This window comes from Salmonella sp. 32100201201700099SM, from assembly GCF_017572645.1.
GTDB classification, from domain to species: Bacteria; Pseudomonadota; Gammaproteobacteria; order Enterobacterales; family Enterobacteriaceae; genus Salmonella; species Salmonella enterica.
In genome coordinates this window covers 123,938-144,006 of the sequence record NZ_JAGERQ010000010.1, presented here as the reverse complement: position 1 = coordinate 144,006, position 20,069 = coordinate 123,938, and the positions used below count along the sequence as shown (strand labels likewise).

Here is a 20,069-nt window from a genome sequence, read left to right as displayed (position 1 = left end):
AAGTAAATGTCATTAATCAGTATGCATGGCGCATGGCTGTCGTTCAGCGACGCGCCGCTTCTCGATAACGCAGAGTTGCATATCGAAGATAACGAACGCGTCTGTCTGGTGGGGCGTAACGGCGCCGGGAAATCCACCTTGATGAAGATCCTCAACCGCGAACAGGGTCTGGACGATGGGCGTATTATTTATGAACAGGATCTGATCGTCGCGCGTCTGCAACAGGATCCGCCCCGTAATATTGCGGGCAGCGTCTATGACTTTGTCGCCGAAGGTATCGAAGAACAAGCGGAATACCTCAAGCGCTATCATGAGATTTCCCGTTTGGTGATGACCGCTCCCAGCGAGAAAAACCTCAATGAAATGGCGCGCGTACAGGAACAGCTCGATCATCATAATCTGTGGCAGCTGGAAAACCGTATTAATGAAGTGCTGGCGCAGCTTGGACTCGATCCTAACGCCGCGCTGTCGTCGCTCTCCGGCGGCTGGCTGCGTAAAGCCGCGCTGGGTCGGGCGCTGGTCAGCAATCCGCGCGTATTGTTACTGGATGAACCGACTAACCATCTGGATATCGAAACTATCGACTGGCTGGAAGGGTTTCTGAAAACCTTTAACGGAACGATTATTTTTATCTCTCACGATCGTTCGTTTATTCGTAATATGGCGACCCGCATTGTCGATCTCGATCGTGGCAAACTGGTTACTTATCCGGGAAATTACGATCAATACCTGCTGGAGAAAGAAGAAGCGCTGCGCGTAGAAGAATTACAAAACGCGGAATTTGATCGCAAACTGGCGCAGGAAGAAGTCTGGATTCGCCAGGGTATCAAGGCGCGCCGCACCCGTAATGAAGGGCGCGTGCGGGCGTTAAAAGCGATGCGTCGTGAACGCAGCGAGCGCCGGGAAGTGATGGGCACGGCGAAGATGCAGGTCGAAGAGGCGGCGCGCTCCGGTAAAATCGTTTTTGAGATGGAAAACGTCGATTACCAGGTAGAAGGAAAACAACTGGTAAAAGATTTCTCCGCTCAGGTACAGCGCGGTGACAAGATTGCGTTAATTGGCCCGAACGGCTGCGGTAAAACCACGCTACTGAAACTGATGCTGGGACAGCTTCAGGCTGACAGTGGGCGCATCCACGTAGGAACGAAGCTGGAAGTCGCCTACTTCGATCAGCATCGCGCCGAACTGGACCCGGAAAAAACCGTGATGGATAACCTTGCGGAAGGCAAGCAAGAGGTGATGGTAAACGGTAAGCCGCGCCATGTACTGGGCTATTTGCAGGACTTCCTGTTTCACCCCAAACGGGCGATGACGCCCGTCCGCGCGCTTTCCGGCGGCGAACGTAACCGTCTGCTGCTGGCGCGACTGTTCCTCAAGCCGAGCAATCTTTTAATTCTCGATGAACCAACGAACGATCTTGACGTCGAAACGCTGGAACTATTAGAAGAATTAATTGATGGCTATCAGGGCACGGTACTACTGGTCAGCCACGATCGGCAATTTGTCGATAATACCGTGACGGAATGCTGGATTTTCGAGGGCGGCGGCAAAATCGGACGTTATATTGGCGGCTACCATGATGCGCGCGCGCAGCAAGAGCAGCATCTGGCGACGAAACAGCCAGTGGCGAAAAAAAATGAGGAAGTTATTGCCCCTAAAGCAGAAATTGTAAAACGTGGCAGTAGCAAACTAAGCTATAAACTGCAGCGCGAGCTGGAGCAGTTACCCGGTCAGCTTGAAGACCTGGAAGCGAAGCTGGAAGCGCTACAGGCGCAGGTTGCGGATGCGGCCTTTTTTAGCCAACCCCATGAGCAAACGCAGAAAGTTCTGGCCGATTTAAGTCAGACGGAGCAAGAACTTGAGCAAGCCTTCGAACGTTGGGAGTATCTTGAAGGCCTGAAAAACGGGGCATAACGAAAGGAGCGCCTATGTGTGAACATCACCATGCTGCGAAGCACATATTGTGCCCGCAATGTGACATGCTGGTGGCTTTACCCCGCCTCTCGCATGGGCAAAAAGCAGCATGTCCACGATGCGGCGCAACGTTAACGACCGAGTGGGACGCGCCCCGGCAGCGTCCTACCGCCTATGCGTTAGCGGCACTATTTATGTTGCTGCTTTCTAACCTTTTTCCCTTCGTGAATATGAATGTCGCGGGCGTCACCAGCGAAGTCACGCTTCTGGAAATCCCCGGCGTCATGTTTTCTGAAGATTACGCCAGCCTCGGCACGTTCTTTTTATTATTTGTCCAACTGGTGCCGGCATTTTGCCTGGTGACCATTCTATTACTTGTCAACCGCGCCAGTCTGCCGTTGTCGGTAAAAAAAACGCTGGCAAGGATCTTTTTCCTCCTCAAATCGTGGGGAATGGCGGAAATATTTCTCGCCGGGGTGTTGGTCAGTTTTGTTAAGCTGATGGCCTACGGCGATATCGGCATCGGCAGCAGTTTTATTCCCTGGTGCTTATTTTGTCTCGTTCAACTGCGGGCGTTCCAGTGTGTCGATCGCCGCTGGCTGTGGGATGATATCGCCCCGCAGCCTGCACTGGCGCAGCCGTTAACGCCGGGGATTACCGGTATTCGGCAGTCTTTGCGTTCTTGCGCCTGCTGTACGGCGATCCTGCCTGCGGAGAGTCTCGTCTGTCCGCGTTGCCATACGAAAGGCTATGTCCGGCGTAAAAACAGTTTGCAGTGGACGCTGGCGTTATTATTTACCTCGATCATGCTTTATCTGCCCGCCAATATTTTGCCGATTATGATTACTGACTTACTGGGCTCGAAAATGCCGTCGACCATTCTGGCTGGCGTGATTTTGCTGTGGAGCGAGGGGTCTTATCCGGTGGCGGCGGTTATCTTTCTTGCCAGTATTATGGTGCCGACGCTAAAAATGTTCGCCATTGCCTGGCTTTGTTGGGATGCGAAAGGCCACGGTAAGCGCGACAGTGAACGGATGCATTTTATTTATGAAGTAGTGGAGTTTGTGGGGCGCTGGTCAATGATTGATGTCTTTGTCATTGCCGTACTCTCTGCGCTGGTGCGTATGGGAGGGTTAATGAATATTTATCCTGCGATGGGTGCGTTGATGTTTGCTTTAGTCGTCATAATGACAATGTTTTCTGCGATGACCTTTGATCCGCGTCTGTCGTGGGATCGTGAATACGAACCAGGCCATGAGGAGTCCTGATAGCATGGAACCTAAAAAAGGGGAAGCCAAAGTACAAAAGGTGAAAAATTGGTCGCCTGTCTGGATATTCCCGATTGTTACTGCGCTTATCGGAGCCTGGATTCTGTTTTATCACTACAGCCACCAGGGACCGGAAGTTACCTTAATTACCACCAATGCGGAAGGCATTGAAGGCGGAAAAACGACGATCAAAAGTCGCAGCGTGGATGTCGGCGTGGTTGAAAGCGCGACGCTGACTGACGATCTGACCCATGTACAAATCAAAGCACGGCTTCATTCCGGTATGGAGAAGTTGCTGCATAAAGACTCGGTATTTTGGGTCGTAAAACCGCAGGTGGGGCGTGAAGGCATCAGCGGGCTTGGGACGCTGCTATCAGGCGCGTATATTGAACTACAACCAGGAAGTAAGGGCAGTCAGCCGGAAAGCTATCAGCTTCTTGACTCACCGCCGTTGGCGCCGCCCGATGCCAAAGGTATTCGTGTGATTCTGGACAGCAAAAAGGCCGGTCAGCTCAGTCCTGGCGATCCCGTTCTGTTCCGGGGTTATCGGGTAGGATCCGTTGAAACCAGCTCTTTCGATCCGCAAAAACGGACAATGAGTTATCAGTTGTTCATTAAGGCGCCAAACGATCGATTGGTCACCAGTAATGTCCGATTCTGGAAAGATAGCGGTATCGCTGTGGATCTGACATCGGCGGGAATGCGCGTGGAAATGGGATCGTTGACGACGTTGTTTGGCGGCGGCGTGAGTTTTGATGTGCCGGAAGGACTTGAGCAGGGGCAACCCGTCGCCGAAAAAACGGCGTTTAATCTCTACGACGATCAAAAAAGTATTCAGGATTCGCTGTACACCGATCATATCGATTACCTGATGTTCTTTAAAGATTCGGTGCGCGGATTACAACCCGGCGCGCCGCTGGAGTTCCGCGGTATTCGTCTGGGGACGGTAAGCAAAGTGCCTTTCTTTGCGTCTAAAATGCGCCAGGTATTTAACGACGATTACCGTATTCCTGTGCTGGTGCGCATTGAACCGGAGCGTCTGAAAGCGCAATTGGGAGAAAATGCGGATGTTGGCGCGCATTTGACGGAACTGCTTAAGCGCGGTTTACGCGCTTCGCTTAAAACCGGTAACCTGGTGACCGGGGCGCTGTATGTCGATCTGGACTTTTATCCTAAGGAGCCGCCGATTACCGGGCTACGCGAATTTGATGGTTATGAAATTATTCCCACCGTCAGCAGCGGTCTGGCGCAAATTCAACAGCGACTGGTGGAAACGTTGGATAAGATCAACAACCTGCCGCTGAATCCGATGATTGAACAAGCGACCAATACGCTGTCGGAAAGCCAGCGTACTATGCGTCGGCTGCAAACCACGCTGGATAATATGAACAAGATTATCTCCAGTCAGTCGATGCAGCAGCTTCCGGCAGATATGCAAACGACGTTACGCGAACTTAACCGCAGTATGCAAGGCTTCCAGCCTGGATCGGCGGCGTATAACAAAATGGTGGCGGATATGCAGCGTCTCGATCAGGTGCTTCGTGAGTTACAACCGGTGTTGAAAACTCTGAACGAGAAGAGCAACGCGCTGGTATTTGAAGCGAAGGATAAAAAAGATCCTGAGCCTAAGAGGGCGAAACAATGAAAAAATGGCTAGTCGTGATAATGGCGTTCTGGCTGGCGTCATGTAGCTCCGGCGGAGAGAATAAAAGCTATTATCAGCTCCCGATAGCGCAAAGCGGTGTGCAAAGCACCGCAAGCCAGGGCAACCGTCTCTTATGGGTAGAGCAGGTTTCCGTACCTGACTATCTGGCAGGTAACGGCGTGGTGTATCAAACCAGTGATGTCCAGTATGTGATTGCCAATAACAATCTGTGGGCCAGCCCGCTGGACCAGCAATTACGTAACACGCTGGTGGCGAATCTTAGCGCCCGGCTTCCTGGCTGGGTCGTCGCTTCCCAGCCGTTGGGAACCACCCAGGATACGTTAAACGTTACCGTAACCGGATTCCATGGACGCTACGATGGTAAGGTTATCGTCAGCGGGGAGTGGTTATTAAACCACAATGGACAGCTGATTAAGCGGCCTTTCCATATCGAAGCCAGTCAGCAGAAAGATGGCTATGATGAGATGGTCAAAGTACTGGCAAGCGCATGGAGTCAGGAAGCAGCCGCTATCGCAGATGAGATAAAGCGCCTTCCCTGAGATAAAAGTAATGTAAATTTAACCGCTTCAGGCCGTGCGCCTGAGGCGGTTTCTTTATTTTTGACGCCGGAAAAATAGTTGTTATGGCTCACATTTTTTGTACAAATGATTTACCGTATAGCTCACAAATATGACATTGGTGTGAATTTTGCGCATTGACGGGCGATCCATTTAGAGGTATTCGTGTAGTGTGATTGCACATTTTGTAATCACTGTTTTCTTTTCCACCAGATACAAATATGAGGGAAACGAGGCATGAAGAGACAAAAACGAGATCGCCTGGAACGGGCACATCAACGTGGATATCAGGCCGGCATCGCCGGACGATCAAAAGAAATGTGTCCCTATCAGACGCTGAATCAACGGTCATACTGGTTGGGAGGTTGGCGACAAGCCATGGAGGAGAGGGCGGTAATGGCCTGATTCTGTCTCTTTAGAAAAAGAAACCTCCGCAGTGCGGAGGTTTCGCCTTTATGGGCTTTGCAAGCATGATACCGATAGCGCGGAATATCAATTCAACACTTAGAACGCGGAAGTATCCTGGAACAAACCGACTTTCAAATCGTGTGCGGTATAGATCAGACGACCATCCACCAGAACCTCACCGTCCGCCAGACCCATGATCAGGCGACGGTTTACGATACGTTTGAAATGAATGCGATAGGTGACTTTCCTGGCTGTCGGCAGAACCTGGCCGGTAAATTTCACTTCGCCCACGCCCAGAGCGCGGCCTTTGCCTTCGCCGCCCAACCAGCCCAGGTAGAATCCCACCAATTGCCACATAGCATCCAGACCCAGACAACCGGGCATCACCGGATCGCCGATAAAGTGGCATCCGAAGAACCATAGATCCGGATTGATATCCAGCTCGGCTTCGACATAGCCTTTGTCGAAATTGCCGCCCGTTTCGGTCATCTTAACGACGCGGTCCATCATCAGCATGTTCGGCGCAGGGAGTTGCGGCCCTTTAGCGCCAAACAGTTCACCACGACCAGAGGCAAGAAGGTCTTCTTTTGTATAGGATTCGCGTTTATCTACCATGTTTTATGTAAACCTTATTTTATTGAAGCACGCAGGATAGCTAACACGTGTACGCTGAACAAGTCCGATCAGTTCGGAATAAAAGCGTTCAGCCAACGTAATGGCCACGGGAAACGATGACGGCCTTCCTGTTGCGTCGCCTGCGCGATACGCTCCTGGATAGTCTGCATCAACGTCGTTTGACCTTCGCCATCCCACACCAGATTTAACAGTAGCGGTAAGGCGTCGGTCACGTCGTCTACCGCCCAGATAGTGAACTTCTCTTCTTTAACCGCTTGCAGCAGTTCAGATTTAAGACTGAGATGGCGGACATTGGCGGCAGGGATAATCACGCCCTGTTTACCGTTTAATTCCCGCTGCTCGCAGATGGCGAAGAAACCTTCAATTTTTTCGTTTAGCCCACCCACCGGTTGCGCACGACCAAACTGATCGACCGAGCCGGTAATCGCAATGTTTTGATTCACCGGCACATTGGCCAGCGCGCTGATGAGCGCGCATAATTCCGCCATTGAGGCGCTATCGCCATCCACTTCGCTGTAGGACTGCTCAAAGGTTAACGAGGCAGAGAAGGGAATTTGTTGCTCCAGCTGCAACTCCGACATCAGGAAGGCCTGCATAATCATCATTCCCTTAGCGTGGATATTCCCGCCAAGTTCGGCCTTGCGCTCAATATCGTTAAATTCGCCATCGCCGATATGCACAACACAGCTAATTCGCGACGGTTCGCCAAAGGCGCGCGGATGTCCGGGAAACTCAATGACGGAAAGCGCATTGATTTGTCCAACGCGTTCGCCTTCGGTTTCAATCAGGATCTGCTCTTGCAGAATCTCATCCTGCATCCGCTCCGCCAGAAAGCCTTCTCGCCATTCGCGTCGGGCAAGCATCAGGCTGAGCGCTTCTGCGCCGCAGGTATCGCCTTCGCATAAAGGCGACGCCTCCTTAAACTGGCGGGCTATCCACAGTGGGCAAAGAGGCAGCGTATCCTGTTCGCCGGTATAGCGCACAGCCTCGCGTATCAGGACGGGCCAGGCGTCCGGTGCCGGGGGCGGCAAATTATCGCGTAAAGCGATACGCGTCACCCATTGACACCACAGGGTCATAGCTTCTGCGTCCGCTATCTGTAAATTGTCTTCAAATTCACTGTAGATAGCCTGTTCCGCGAGCTCCGGTTCCATCTCCTGAAAATCAGCCAGTGATTCACGTTCGCCAACCAGAATCACCTTCAGTTTGAGCGGCATTGATGGCACGGAGACCGGTAATGGACGCGACTCGTCAAAGGCCACCCAGTCAAAACGCTCGCGGCTAACGATGGCTTTCAGACGCATCCATAGTAACGGCTGCGCCAGAAGGGTTCGTAAGGAAATAATCAGCACGCCGCCGTTCGCCTGATGAACCAGTCCCGGTTGCAGGGTAATGTCGCCGTTATACTGCCGCAAGCAACCAAAGAGCTGTTCGGCTTCGACCCAGTCAGCGCTGACGACTTGTGTGACGGTGGCAAAGTTGTCTTGCGCATTCTGCGCGGCGCGGTAATGAACAGTATGCCCGGAAACGTCATAATGTCCGCCGGTTAATTGTCCGGCATCGGTTTGCAGAGCGCGGACGGCATCTGAAAGTAAAGTGAGATACTCTTGCTCTTCAGGCGCTTTAGTCAGCATAAAAGAGGATGATGCCCACGGCTGTATAAGTTGCTCAAGCGCAAATTGCAGTCGTGGCTGAGTATCACTGAGTAAGGTGTCGTTTTCGTCAGTCGCGTGTGGCTGTGCAAATATCTCCTGATAGCTTTCGCTATCCGGAACCAGATCACGCCATGCAAGTTTCGTAATGGTCAAAGTTGAGGTTTTTTAGTCTGTTGTAAAAGGGGGGATTATAGCCTAACCCGTCACGCTGCACACGCGGAAAGCGAATGCAAAGTAATATGAAGACGTGTAACCATTCACAGGTTCGAGATTCTTTTCTTCAGATGGCTAAAAAACTGATATTCTGATAACAGTTACACGGTAACATTGGGATCACAATGAAATATCAACAACTTGAAAATCTTGAAAGCGGTTGGAAATGGAAATATCTGGTGAAAAAGCACCGCGAAGGGGAGTTGATCACCCGCTACGTGGAAGCCAGTGCTGCCCAGGAAGCCGTCAATTTGTTGTTGGCCCTCGAAAATGAACCGGTGCGGGTAAATGTCTGGATAGACAGGCATATGAATCCTGCCTTGCTTAATCGGATGAAACAAACCATTCGGGCAAGACGCAAACGACACTTCAATGCGGAACATCAGCATACGCGCAAAAAATCTATCGATTTAGAGTTTATGGTCTGGCAGCGTCTGGCGGGCCTTGCGCAGCGACGCGGTAAAACATTATCCGAAACGATTGTGCAACTGATAGAAGACGCGGAGCATAAAGAGAAATATGCCACGCAAATGACCACGTTAAAGCAGGATTTACAGGCGTTATTAGGCAAGAAGTAACGCTGAAAGGCGTTGTCACCCAGACCAGAGCAAAAAACCCCGCGACGCGGGGTTTTTTATCAGACGGAAACTTAAGCCTGCGGCTGAGTTACCACGTCTTTAACGCCTTTAACTTCGATCTCTACGCGACGATCTGGAGCCAGGCAATCGATCAGGGCAGCGCGAGGTTTCACGTTGTCACAGGTGTTGCCGGTAACCGGGTTAGATTCGCCCATACCACGTGCGGAGATTTTGTCAGACGGAATACCTTTGGAGATCAGGTAATCAACAACAGACTGAGCACGTTTCTCGGACAGACCCTGGTTGTAAGCGTCAGAACCGATACGGTCAGTGAAGCCCAGAACGACAACGGAACCGTCTTTCGGATCCAGGTTGCTCAGCTGGCTGTACAGCTGATCCAGAGCCTGCTGGCCTTCCGGCTTCAGGGTAGATTTGTTGAAGTTGAACAGTACGTCAGACTTCAGAGTGAAGTGCTTGGTCTGTACTTCCGGAGCCGGAGCCGGTGCCGGAGCTACTACCGGAGCAGCTTCTTGCTGGCCGAAACGGTAGGAAACACCTACGCTCAGCAGGCCGTTGTCCGGACGGGTGCCGATGGTGTTGGCATCACCGATGTTGTTAGTCCACTGGTATTCCAGACGGGTTGCGATTTCAGGGGTGATGGCATACTCGATACCGCCCGCGAATACCGGGGAAACGCCGGTGTCGTGGTCTTTAGTAGACGGGCCGCCAGGGACGTTAGACTTGGTGTCTGCACGCCATACCATACCACCCAGACGGGTATAAACGTCCAGATCGTCAGTGATTGGATAACCCAGTTTAGCGGTCAACTGAACGCCCTGAGCTTTATAAGCGCCATTGATGTTGTCGCCTTTGTACGGCATACGGCCTAACCAGTCGTAGCCCATTTCAAAGCCAACGTACGGGTTAACCTGGTAACCACCAAAAGCACCTGCGCCCAGTTGGTTTTCATGAGTCGGGCCATCATTGTTAATGAAGCCGGTGTCATGGTACTGAGACCAGCCCAGTTTAGCACCAGCGTACCAGGTGTTATCTTTCGGAGCGGCCTGCGCTACGGTAGCGAAACCAGCCAGTGCCACTGCAATCGCGATAGCTGTCTTTTTCATTTTTTGCGCCTCGTTATCATCCAAAATACGCCATGAATATCTCCAACGAGATAACACGGTTAAATCCTTCACCGGGGGATCTGCTCAATAGTTACTCTACCGATATCTACGGCTTATGCTGAGCACCCCTGGCGATGTAAAGTCTACAACGTAGTTGGAAACTTACAAGTGTGAACTCCGTCAGACATGTGAAAAAAACATGACGGATATACACATCATTTAACAGTTTCAGATGATAAATCGTACAGCAAAAATTGCGGAAACCGCTTCTGGCAAGCGTTCTCGCAAAAAAAAAGTTAGCACTCAAAGGAGATACGTTCGCGTAAAAAAAAGTCCAGGATAAATCCTAATTTTACTTAATGATACAAATTAGAGTGAATTTTTAGCCCGGAATGCTGTCTCCTGGGTAAAGCGTGCGCACGTACAGGGCGCATGATAAACCCTACCGCATTACCTACCTTCGCTGCTTCAACCAGGCTGGCATGTTCTTCTTCTGTCAGTTCTTCAGTCATCCAACCAATTACCACGCTGTAATTTCCTGTACGCAAAGCGCGGATCATCGACTCCAGCGTATGACGAGGCGCAAGCTGGCTAATTTGCATCACTTTCGTTAATGGCAAACCTGAAGACTGTACCCATTCACGGCTGAGCTTTTGCTGCGGCGTGAGCCAGAGCTGCCAGCGTGATTGTTGGCCTAACTGACGGAGTAAAGGCAAAAGCAGGAGTTGCGCCATCATGGGCTGGTCTTCGTGGTAGACAACTTCACTGACCAGTCCTGCCGCGGCATTTTCCGTAGCGGTGCGCGCAGCGTTGTGGGTAGTGGTAGGAAATGACGAAGAACGATTTGCATAACCTGAAGTGTACATAATCAATCCAGCCCTGTGAGTTACTGTATATTCATACAGTACCCCTGTGGCGATGAAAGATCAACTCTATTTTCGGAAACTGTCTCGCAATTTTTATTCTTAGTGGCGTCAAAAATAAAAATCATCTTGCTCGCGGAGTATAAGTTGCCTATTTTCGTCATTAACGGATCCGTTACTGCAAATCATTCTTTTACTTTATGATTTAAAAGGAATTTTATGAGAGTACTCTCTTATGACAGGATCTATAAATCGCAAGAATATTTGGCCTCTTTGGGGACGATCCAGTATCGATCTTTATTCGGTAGCTATAGTCTGACCGTGGAGGATACCGTCTTTGCGATGGTGGCTAATGGCGAGCTTTATCTCCGCGCCTGTGAAGAAAGCGTACCCTACTGTGTGAAGCATCCCCCCGCCTGGCTCATGTTCATGAAATGTGGACGTCCCGTTATGCTCAACTATTACCGGGTGGATGAAAGCCTGTGGCGCGATCAGCAGCAGCTGGTACGTTTATCGAAGTATTCGCTTGACGCGGCAATGAAGGAAAAACACAGCCGTATTTTACAGCACAGACTCAAAGATCTCCCCAATATGACCTTCCATCTGGAAACATTGCTCAATGAGTCAGGGATAAAGGACGAAAATATGTTACGCATACTGGGCGCTAAAATGTGCTGGCTAAGGTTGCGACAAAGCAATCCCTTGCTGACGGTGAAAGTTTTGTATGCCCTGGAAGGCGCAATTGTCGGCGTACATGAAGCGGCGCTCCCGGCGAGTCGTCGCCAGGAGCTTGCCGACTGGGCTCATTCGCTTACGGCTGGGTAATTAATGTAGAAGTCGGCGGTGAAATTTGCCGTTGCAAGCGTCCAATCTCGGGCAGTAAGGCAATGAGCAAACCAATTTGTTGAACAACCAGAGGTTCTTTGCTGTCCGGACGTGTTTCCAGCGACTGAACTCGCTGCTTTAAACCCTCCAGCGCCTGGTGTACGCGCTGTTCGTCTTCAGGCTGATGATGAAGCGCATCATCAACGTAGCAGACCGCGTCATCCAGAAGCCCCAACACGTCCGGATTACTGAGCTTTTCGCGGTGCGCGCCGAGGGCGGAGATATAGCTGGTAAAAGTGTGATTGAGGCAAAGCAGCCTGAACGCCGCCTCCCGGGTTTCAGCCGTGACGTCGGGTTCGCTCGACATATTAGAAACCACGGATGCCAGTTCTGCATCGCGGTTGTGCGCGTCGCGTCTGGCAATGCGATAGGCCAGGCGGTTATCCCGTCCCTGATGATATTGCTCAAGGATCGCATCAAGGTAGCGGCAATTAGCATCGGTGGCGCGCTGGAGTACCCGGGGAAGGTTGCGAAAGCGCCAGTCCGGCCAAATAAAGCTGACCGCAGCCCAGGCGATAGCGCAGCCAATTAACGTGTCGATGACGCGCGGTAACGCTACCTCGAAGCCTTCGCCCAGGAGGTTAAAGCAGAGTAATACCAGCAGGGTGATGAACATCGTCGCATGGGCATACTGCACATTACGGAATGCGAAGAAAAGCACGCCGGTAATCACCAGCAGAACTAACTGTCCTTCAAGCGAAGGGACAAACCATAAAATCGGCAGGCCGATCGCAACGCCTACCAACGTACCGATAATCCTGAGCGCAAGGCGATGGCGGGTCGCGTTATAGTTAGGCTGACAAACGAACAGGCTGGTGAGCAATATCCAGTACCCGTGGCGCATCCCGGTAATTTGGATGAGAGCATAACCGATGCACAATACCAGCGACATGCGTACCGCATGGCGAAAGAGAGCGGACTCCGGGGTAAAATTACGGCTCAGACGCAGCCAGATGTCGCTAAACCCGTGCAGGCTATCGTCAGCCAACTGGTTTTCTGACTCATTGCGCGGCATTGCCTGGGCCTGCTCCGACTCGATCGTCGCCAGTTGCGCATCAATAGCGCGTAGGTTGGTTAATAAGAATCCAAGCGTATTCAGCAGCTCTAAAGAAGCGCCGCTGGCGCGCATACGTTCAAGCGCGGCGTCAATGTGGGTAAAGACGCGTTCAAAGCGCGGATCATGCTGGTACGGCGTACGCAGTAAGATACAGCGCGCCAGCTGCGTACAGGCCTGCGCCTGCATCGACATCAGACGTTGAAAGCGGAACATGACGTCTCTATGGCGAAAATAATCGCGCAGCGTCTGGTATTGAATATGCGAAGAACTGGCGCGTTCATGAATATCCTGCGCCACAAAATAGTAATGGAGAGTGCGGCGCGTACCGCGTTGACCGCGATCGCCGCGCAGGCGAGTCAACAACGACACTTTCGTTTGGTTCAGCGTCGCCATTAACTGCCCGTTCGCTAACGCTAAATCATAGAGCGGCGCCTGGCTTTCATCTTCAATATCAGGATCAAACAGACGTGATTTCAGTTCCAGATAGTGCGCCAACTGTTCGTAACTGCGTGCCAGATTATCCTGCAACGGACGGATCGGAAATAGCAGATGCCCGGTTAGCGTCAGTAGGTTATACCATACTGCGCCTGCCAGCAGGAGCAGTGGTTGCTGATACCAGTGATCGTATAAAGAAGCGCCCAGCATCGTATAAATCGCAATGAGTAACGCGCCGAACGCGATGGTGGCATAGCGTTGCCCTAGTCCTCCCAACAGAATAAATCCGCTGGTGGATAACGTTAAGCCCAACGCAAATAGCCACGGCCAGGGAAAGAGCAGCTCCACAGAAGCCGACGCGATAAAAAAGCAAATTAAGGTAATGATTAAATTACGCAAGCGTCCGGCAAGGCGGTCGTCGAGATCGGTTAGCGCCGCGGCAACCATACCGAGCGTGAGCGGGATGGTCAGTTTGACGTCGCCCAGCCACCAGGGCAGGGCGGTGGTGCCGCACAGAGCGATAAAAATGCGGATGTAATACAGCCAGGTACTGTTCCAGGTATAACGGCGAATCAACGGACTTAACATAAAGGCTATTTGTCCCGATCATTCAAAACGGCGGCGCGCGTTAGCTTCTCGCGCGGCGCGAGCGGTTTCTACAGAGACGACGCGGCGACCGACAGGCCAAAGCGCAATCGCGGCAATTTTAAAGTTCGCAATACCGACAGGTATCCCGATGATAGTGACACACTGCGCGATACCGGAGGCAATGTGCATCAGGCATAGCCACCAGCCGAAAAAAAGTAACCAGAAAATATTCAGCAAGGTACCGCCAGTATTCATTAATACGCTTTTTGCCGCCGGATTAAGTTCGTCAACGTGAATGGCTTCATTACCGTAAGGGAACAGGGACAGTTTGGTTATCTCCCAGCAGGAGCGGGTCAACGGCAGGGTAAAAATAAGCACAATACTGACCAGCGTCGCCAGCAGCCAGGCCAGCGTAGTGGCAAAGCCGCCCAGTACAAAGTTTAAAATATTCAGAACGGTACGCATAAACCCTCAGTTCATTCCGGTTTTCTATCACTGCGGGCAATTGTAACGTTTTTTTAGACTGGAGCACGTTTTCTCTGGCGGTTACACTGATAAGCACATCTTTACGTCTGGATTCGCTGAGTCATGGAACTGAAAGCAACTTCTCTTGGAAAACGTCTGGCGCAACACCCGTATGATCGTGCCGTGATCCTCAACGCTGGGGTGAAAGTGTCTGGCGACAGGCATGAATATCTTATTCCATTCAATCAGTTATTGGCGATTCACTGTAAGCGTGGGCTGGTATGGGGCGAGCTGGAGTTTGTCCTCCCGGAGGATAAAGTCGTGCGTTTGCACGGTACCGAGTGGTCGGAAACCCAGCAATTCCATCGCTATCTGGACGCGCACTGGCGTCGCTGGAGCCAGGAGATGAGTGATGTCGCCGCGCAGGCATTACAGGAGCAATGGGCGCGTATTAGTGAGCGAACGGGCGAAAACCAATGGCTTACCCGTGAACGCGTTCGTGGGCTGGAACACGAAATTCGCCAGACGTTTACCGCCTTACCGCTGCCGGTCTCACGTCTGGAGGAGTTTGCTCACTGTCGCGAGATATGGCGTAAGTGTCTGGCATGGTTACAGGATAGCGAGGGAAGTCGGCAGCAGCATAATCAGGCGTATGCTGATGCCATGCTGGAAGCGCATGCCGACTTTTTTACGCAGATAGAATCTTCTCCGCTTAATCCTTCCCAGGCCAGGGCGGTGGTTAACGGCGAATCATCGTTACTGGTACTGGCGGGCGCGGGAAGCGGTAAGACCTCGGTGCTGGTGGCGCGCGCGGGTTGGCTGTTGGCGCGCGGGCAAGCCGATGCGGGGCAAATTCTTTTACTGGCGTTTGGTCGCAAGGCGGCAGAAGAGATGGATGAGCGTATCCGCGAGCGCTTACATACGGAAGAGATTACTGCCCGTACGTTCCATTCGCTGGCGCTGTATATTATTCAGCAAGGCAGTAAAAAAGCGCCGGTTGTCAGTAAGCTGGAAAGTGACGCCACCGCGCGGCATCAGCTATTTCTGCACACCTGGCGTCAGCAGTGTAGCGAGAAAAAAGCGCAGGCCAAAGGCTGGCGTCAGTGGCTGGAAGAGGAGATGCAGTGGGTAGTGCCGGAAGGTAATTTCTGGGACGATGAGACATTGCAGCGGCGTCTGGCCCCTCGCCTGGATCGTTGGGTCAGTTTGATGCGTATGCACGGCGGCGCGCAGGCAGAAATGATCGCTGGCGCGCCAGAGGAGTGCCGCGAGCTGTTTGGCAAACGCATTAAGTTGATGGCGCCGCTGCTGAAGGCCTGGAAAAGCGCATTGAAAGCGGAAAATGCCGTTGATTTCTCCGGGCTGATCCATCAGGCAATGGTGATCCTCGAAAAAGGGCGTTTTATTAGCCCGTGGAAGCATATTCTGGTCGATGAATTTCAGGATATTTCCCCGCAACGGGCGGCGCTGTTAGAGGCGCTACGCAAGCAGAATAGCCAGACTACGCTGTTTGCCGTTGGCGATGACTGGCAGGCGATTTACCGTTTTAGCGGGGCGCAGCTCTCCTTAACGACGGCGTTTCATCAGACGTTCGGCGAGGGCGAGCATTGTCACCTGGACACCACGTACCGTTTTAACAGTCGGATTGGCGATATTGCCAATCGCTTTGTACAGCAGAATCCGCACCAACTTAAAAAACCGTTAAATAGTCTGACCCCAGGCGATAAAAAAGCGGTTACGTTATTGGATGAAAGCCAGTTGGACGCGTTACTGGATAAATTATCCGGCTATGCGAAGGAGGATGAACGTATCCTGGTGCTGGCGCGCTATCACCATCTGAAACCCGCGAGTCTACAAAAAGCGGCGACTCGCTGGCCGAAGTTACAGATAGATTTCATGACTATCCATGCCAGCAAAGGCCAACAGGCCGATTACGTGATTCTTGTCGGATTGCAGGAGGGTAACGACGGTTTCCCCGCCCCGGCGCGAGAATCCATTATGGAAAGTGCGCTTCTTCCTCAGGTTGAGGATTTTCCGGACGCTGAAGAGCGGCGTTTGTTATATGTGGCGTTGACGCGCGCGCGTGCGCGGGTCTGGCTGCTTTTCAATAAAGATAATCCCTCGCGCTTTGTGGAGGCGCTTAAACAGCTGGATGTGCCGGTGGCGAGGAAGCCCTAAAGCGCGGGCGGTATAGCATCCCGCCCGCGTAGCGGTTATTTCAGGCGCTCGGCCAGATAACGCGCATAATCCGGAATAAGAATATCTACAGCGTCATTAAAATGCGGGGACTGGATGATAAAGTCCGCCGTTGAGACATTAGTGGCGACAGGGATATTCCATACAGTGGCCAGACGCAGTAGCGCTTTGACATCGGGGTCGTGCGGTACCGCGTTAAGCGGGTCCCAGAAGAAAATCAACACGTCGATTTTCCCTTCTGAAATGAGCGCGCCAACCTGCTGGTCGCCGCCCATCGGGCCGCTCAGCATCGCATTAACGTCCATACCGGTTGCGCGCTGGATCAGATTCCCCGTGGTGCCGGTTGCATAAAGAACGTGTTTTTCCAGCAACGGCTGATGGCGTTCCACCCAGTTCATTAACATCTGTTTGCAGTGGTCGTGAGCAACCAACGCGATATGTTTGCGCGTCGGCAAGGTGCGAGTCGTCAGTTCCATAATTCGATTCCGTAGTTAACCTATCTACAGATTACTGGAAGCGCTTGATGCTGCAAGAGAAAGACAAAAAAATTGCGCGCTGGGACAACTCATATCAAGAGGGCGGCTGTTTTTCCGCCCATTGCAGAAAATGATGGCGTGTCTGCGGGTCGGCCAGTCGGAAGCAATATTTCAGCCGCTGTTCTGTCAGAGTTTGTGATTGCGGCGGTACGGTATCAAGCTCTGAGACGTCGGAAAGTAATGTGCTGTCGTCTGCCATCATCGTGGCGAACTGAGGAAGCGAGGCGCGTTTCGCCGATTTATTATAACGCTCGGTCTCTATTTCGTAATCGACCACTTTAGCCGTAGAAGTAATGGCCAGAATATCGAGTTTTACCGGAATGGGCATGGCGTCGCCGTCCAAAAGCGCCAGACGCGGCGCCGCGTTAAAATGCGAGGCTTCGCGCTCGTTTTCCAGCCGCGGGAGCTGAAAATTGACCTGACTTATCAGCTGGGTATCGAAGCTTATCACCAGCGGCGGAGAAATATAAAGTCGCTCTTCATTACCGGGCAGGCGGATGGTTTTTTCCACCCGGAAAACGAGTTGATGCGGCCCGTTTTCCAGTTCGATGCTCTCTGCGCCGCGTAATAAAGAGCTGGACACCTTTTTGCCGTCCAGCACCAGCAGATCAACCTCATTAGACAAACGGAGCGTTGTGGCAAAAACAGTCACCGGCAAACAGAGAGCAAGGAAGGTGGCTAGCGCGCCGGTTTTCATAAGGTTCTCCTGTCCAAAGGCCGTCTGGCTAATAATGTATCGAAATTTTTCTTAGATCATGTTTACTAACATATAGACATATTTTGGCGTTTTGCTCTCATACATCGGTATGGGATGAATGGTTGCTATGTCAGGTTTGTCGTACACTTTGCAAAACAGCCAGGAGAAAGATGATGAAAGAGACCGATATTGCTGATGTTTTGACGTCCACTCGCACTATCGCGCTGGTAGGTGCGAGCGATAAACCCGATCGTCCAAGCTATCGGGTAATGAAATACCTGCTTGAACAGGGCTACCATGTGATTCCGGTTGCGCCAAAAGTCGCGGGTAAGACATTGCTGGGGCAACAGGGGTATGCCACGCTGGCGGATATTCCCGAAAAAGTCGATATGGTGGATGTTTTTCGCAACTCTGAAGCTGCATGGGGCGTCGCGCAGGAAGCTATCGCCATCGGCGCAAAAACGCTGTGGCTACAGCTTGGCGTGATCAACGAACAGGCGGCGGTACTGGCGCGGGATGCAGGCATGACCGTGGTGATGGATCGCTGCCCGGCGATTGAGATCCCTCGCTTGGGGCTGGCGAAATAAAAGTTTAAATGGCCGGATATCGCTCTCCGGCCTTTTACATACAATCAGTTACGTAGTCGCGGCGCCTGAAGCTGCTTGCGAATGGTACGCGCCAGTTCATCCATCGATGGCTGTTCTGGATGCTCGTCCCGCATTTCGCTTCGCAACTGGGCCTCGGCCAGATAAGTATGCACTGGCTGACCATTATCATCTTCCATTACCACGTGGTACCACGGAGCGGCGCGAAGTTCGTCGTTAACCGCCAGTTCATCAGGCGACGGCTCATCAAGCGAATATTCCGGGTCGATATCGACGACCACTCCGAGGTAACCTAACAGGGAATGGCGGACCTGTTGGCCGATACCGAATTTGCTGGCTATCATAGTCACCTCCCGGGAAATAGATACCCTTTATATGAGGATACTATTCCACTTTTCAAGTTACATGACGCGACAGGCAAACCCTTTCAGATACAGCCCTTCCGGGTAGGTGGCGATCACCGGGTGATCGGCGGCCTGACGGAACTGCTCTATAAATTGTACATCACGACCGGCATCTATTGCGGCATCGGCAATGATTTTCTGAAATAAATCGCTGGTCATCAGTCCGGAGCAAGAGAATGTCAGCAGTATGCCGCCCGGATTGAGCAGTTGAATCGCTAACATGTTAATGTCTTTATAGCCCCGGCAGGCGCCCATTAACTGGCTTTTATTTTCGACGAATTTGGGCGGGTCCATGATGATGACGTCGAATTTTTCGCCGTGTTCACGGTAAGCGCGCAGCAACTTAAACACGTCGTCGCGCACGAATTCGGCTTTGCTCAAGTCCAGTTGGTTCAGTTCAACGTTTTGCCTGGCGATATCCAGCGCATCCTGTGAGGTATCCACGCTGACAACCTGGCGACAACCGCCCATTAACGCCGACACGGCAAAACCGCCGGTATAAGAGAAGCAGTTCAGTACCCGCTGATTTTCCACGTAGCGGCGCGTCGCCAGACGACTGTCGCGCTGATCAAGATAATAACCGGTTTTGTGGCCGCCCTGGATATCGACCAGCAATTTCATACCGTGTTCTTCAATTGGCAAAAGCGCAGGCGGCAGTTCGCCAGTGACCGGGCCTTGCGTCAGCGCCATCCCTTCTTTTTTCCGCACGGCGACGTCGCTGCGATCGTAAATAGCGCAATCCGGATAGCATGTTTGCAGAGCGCTAATTAATGCGGCGCGTTGATATTCGGCCCCGGCGCTGAGCAGTTGCAGCACCAAAAAATAACCAAAACGATCGATAGTGACGCCAGGCAGGCCATCGGATTCACCGGCGATCAGACGATAGCTATCCAGACCGTCTTTTTTCGCCAGCCAGTCGCGCCACTGCTGCGCCTGACGCAGGCGGCGGGTGAAAAACGCAATATCAATGGATTCTGCTTTATCAAATGTCCAGACGCGCGCGCGGATCTGGGAGGCTGGCGACCAGGCGCCGCGTGCTAACCACTTTCCCTGATGGTCGACGATATCGATAGTTTCACCGAGGTTGGCTTTGCCTTCCAGACGGGATACGGCGCCGGAAAAGACCCATGGGTGGCGGCGGAGTAAAGATTTTTCTCGCCCTTTGCTGAGGACTAAACGGGGATATTGCGGAAATGTAGATTCAGTCATGCGGAGTAACCTCTCACAAACAGTGACGCGAGCCGGATGATAGCTCCAGCCAGGGACCGTGAAAACGAAATGGCGCGTAGGGTAGCACAGATAAGAGGGGCAATCATCAG

The 20,069-nt window shown here is 52.1% G+C and carries 19 protein-coding genes; 9 read left to right on the top strand and 10 right to left on the bottom strand.

What is annotated here, in order from left to right:
• Positions 1-6: 6 nt before the first annotated feature.
• From J4685_RS16835 to rmf, 5 genes are all read left to right on the top strand, one after another.
• On the top strand, positions 7-1,914 hold the full coding sequence (locus tag J4685_RS16835) for an ABC transporter ATP-binding protein (RefSeq protein ID WP_000053034.1): 1,908 nt from the start codon (positions 7-9) through the stop codon (positions 1,912-1,914).
• 14 nt (positions 1,915-1,928) lie between these two features.
• A complete protein-coding gene (gene pqiA / locus J4685_RS16830; RefSeq protein ID WP_000333150.1) occupies positions 1,929-3,182 on the top strand; it encodes a membrane integrity-associated transporter subunit PqiA in 1,254 nt (417 codons plus the stop codon).
• 4 nt (positions 3,183-3,186) lie between these two features.
• Complete coding sequence (pqiB, locus tag J4685_RS16825) at positions 3,187-4,827, top strand: intermembrane transport protein PqiB (RefSeq protein WP_000433413.1); 1,641 nt, start codon at positions 3,187-3,189, stop codon at positions 4,825-4,827.
• Positions 4,824-5,387, top strand: a complete 564-nt coding sequence (gene pqiC, locus J4685_RS16820; protein ID WP_000759136.1) for a membrane integrity-associated transporter subunit PqiC — start codon at positions 4,824-4,826, stop codon at positions 5,385-5,387. Before pqiB ends, pqiC begins: the two co-directional genes overlap by 4 nt.
• Positions 5,388-5,642: 255 nt before the next feature.
• Positions 5,643-5,810 (top strand): ribosome modulation factor, encoded by a 168-nt coding sequence (rmf, locus tag J4685_RS16815; protein ID WP_011233083.1) that lies wholly within the window; start codon positions 5,643-5,645, stop codon positions 5,808-5,810.
• Positions 5,811-5,909: 99 nt separating this feature from the next.
• Here rmf and fabA read toward each other — a convergent pair whose 3' ends face one another.
• Positions 5,910-6,428 (bottom strand): bifunctional 3-hydroxydecanoyl-ACP dehydratase/trans-2-decenoyl-ACP isomerase, encoded by a 519-nt coding sequence (gene fabA, locus J4685_RS16810; RefSeq protein ID WP_000227928.1) that lies wholly within the window; start codon positions 6,426-6,428, stop codon positions 5,910-5,912.
• A gap of 68 nt (positions 6,429-6,496) precedes the next feature.
• A complete protein-coding gene (locus tag J4685_RS16805; RefSeq protein WP_000156454.1) occupies positions 6,497-8,257 on the bottom strand; it encodes a Lon protease family protein in 1,761 nt (586 codons plus the stop codon).
• Between the two features lie 185 nt (positions 8,258-8,442).
• Between J4685_RS16805 and matP the strand changes: the two genes are divergently transcribed.
• Positions 8,443-8,895, top strand: coding sequence for a macrodomain Ter protein MatP (gene matP, locus J4685_RS16800; protein ID WP_000877172.1), 453 nt, complete (start codon positions 8,443-8,445; stop codon positions 8,893-8,895).
• Between the two features lie 71 nt (positions 8,896-8,966).
• On the opposite strand, the gene ompA is transcribed toward matP, so the two are convergent.
• On the bottom strand, positions 8,967-10,019 hold the full coding sequence (gene ompA / locus J4685_RS16795; protein WP_001670727.1) for a porin OmpA: 1,053 nt from the start codon (positions 10,017-10,019) through the stop codon (positions 8,967-8,969).
• A gap of 356 nt (positions 10,020-10,375) precedes the next feature.
• Entirely contained in the window at positions 10,376-10,885 is a 510-nt protein-coding gene (gene sulA, locus J4685_RS16790) for an SOS-induced cell division inhibitor SulA (protein WP_000288732.1), read from the bottom strand.
• A gap of 216 nt (positions 10,886-11,101) precedes the next feature.
• Between sulA and J4685_RS16785 the strand changes: the two genes are divergently transcribed.
• Positions 11,102-11,707: a TfoX/Sxy family DNA transformation protein gene (locus J4685_RS16785; RefSeq protein WP_001265371.1), complete on the top strand. Its 606-nt coding sequence runs from the start codon at positions 11,102-11,104 to the stop codon at positions 11,705-11,707.
• Here the strand turns inward: J4685_RS16785 and yccS are convergent.
• Both yccS and J4685_RS16775 read right to left on the bottom strand, forming a co-directional pair.
• Positions 11,694-13,847 (bottom strand): YccS family putative transporter, encoded by a 2,154-nt coding sequence (yccS, locus tag J4685_RS16780; protein ID WP_000950864.1) that lies wholly within the window; start codon positions 13,845-13,847, stop codon positions 11,694-11,696. The two genes, J4685_RS16785 and yccS, sit on opposite strands and share 14 nt — an antisense overlap.
• An 18-nt stretch (positions 13,848-13,865) precedes the next feature.
• The gene (locus J4685_RS16775) at positions 13,866-14,312 is read right to left on the bottom strand and encodes a YccF domain-containing protein (RefSeq protein ID WP_001261222.1); all 447 of its coding nucleotides are present in this window, start codon (positions 14,310-14,312) and stop codon (positions 13,866-13,868) included.
• A gap of 123 nt (positions 14,313-14,435) precedes the next feature.
• Between J4685_RS16775 and helD the strand changes: the two genes are divergently transcribed.
• Positions 14,436-16,490: a DNA helicase IV gene (helD, locus tag J4685_RS16770; RefSeq protein WP_000420524.1), complete on the top strand. Its 2,055-nt coding sequence runs from the start codon at positions 14,436-14,438 to the stop codon at positions 16,488-16,490.
• A 35-nt stretch (positions 16,491-16,525) separates the two neighbouring features.
• On the opposite strand, the gene mgsA is transcribed toward helD, so the two are convergent.
• Positions 16,526-16,984 (bottom strand): methylglyoxal synthase, encoded by a 459-nt coding sequence (mgsA, locus tag J4685_RS16765; RefSeq protein ID WP_000424187.1) that lies wholly within the window; start codon positions 16,982-16,984, stop codon positions 16,526-16,528.
• A 94-nt stretch (positions 16,985-17,078) separates the two neighbouring features.
• A complete protein-coding gene (locus J4685_RS16760; RefSeq protein ID WP_000847717.1) occupies positions 17,079-17,741 on the bottom strand; it encodes a DUF2057 family protein in 663 nt (220 codons plus the stop codon).
• Between the two features lie 173 nt (positions 17,742-17,914).
• Between J4685_RS16760 and J4685_RS16755 the strand changes: the two genes are divergently transcribed.
• Complete coding sequence (locus J4685_RS16755; protein WP_001537782.1) at positions 17,915-18,328, top strand: CoA-binding protein; 414 nt, start codon at positions 17,915-17,917, stop codon at positions 18,326-18,328.
• 44 nt (positions 18,329-18,372) lie between these two features.
• Here J4685_RS16755 and hspQ read toward each other — a convergent pair whose 3' ends face one another.
• Both hspQ and rlmI read right to left on the bottom strand, forming a co-directional pair.
• Entirely contained in the window at positions 18,373-18,690 is a 318-nt protein-coding gene (gene hspQ / locus J4685_RS16750) for a heat shock protein HspQ (RefSeq protein WP_000561984.1), read from the bottom strand.
• 57 nt (positions 18,691-18,747) lie between these two features.
• Positions 18,748-19,959, bottom strand: a complete 1,212-nt coding sequence (rlmI, locus tag J4685_RS16745) for a 23S rRNA (cytosine(1962)-C(5))-methyltransferase RlmI (RefSeq protein WP_000140483.1) — start codon at positions 19,957-19,959, stop codon at positions 18,748-18,750.
• Positions 19,960-20,069: the final 110 nt, after the last annotated feature.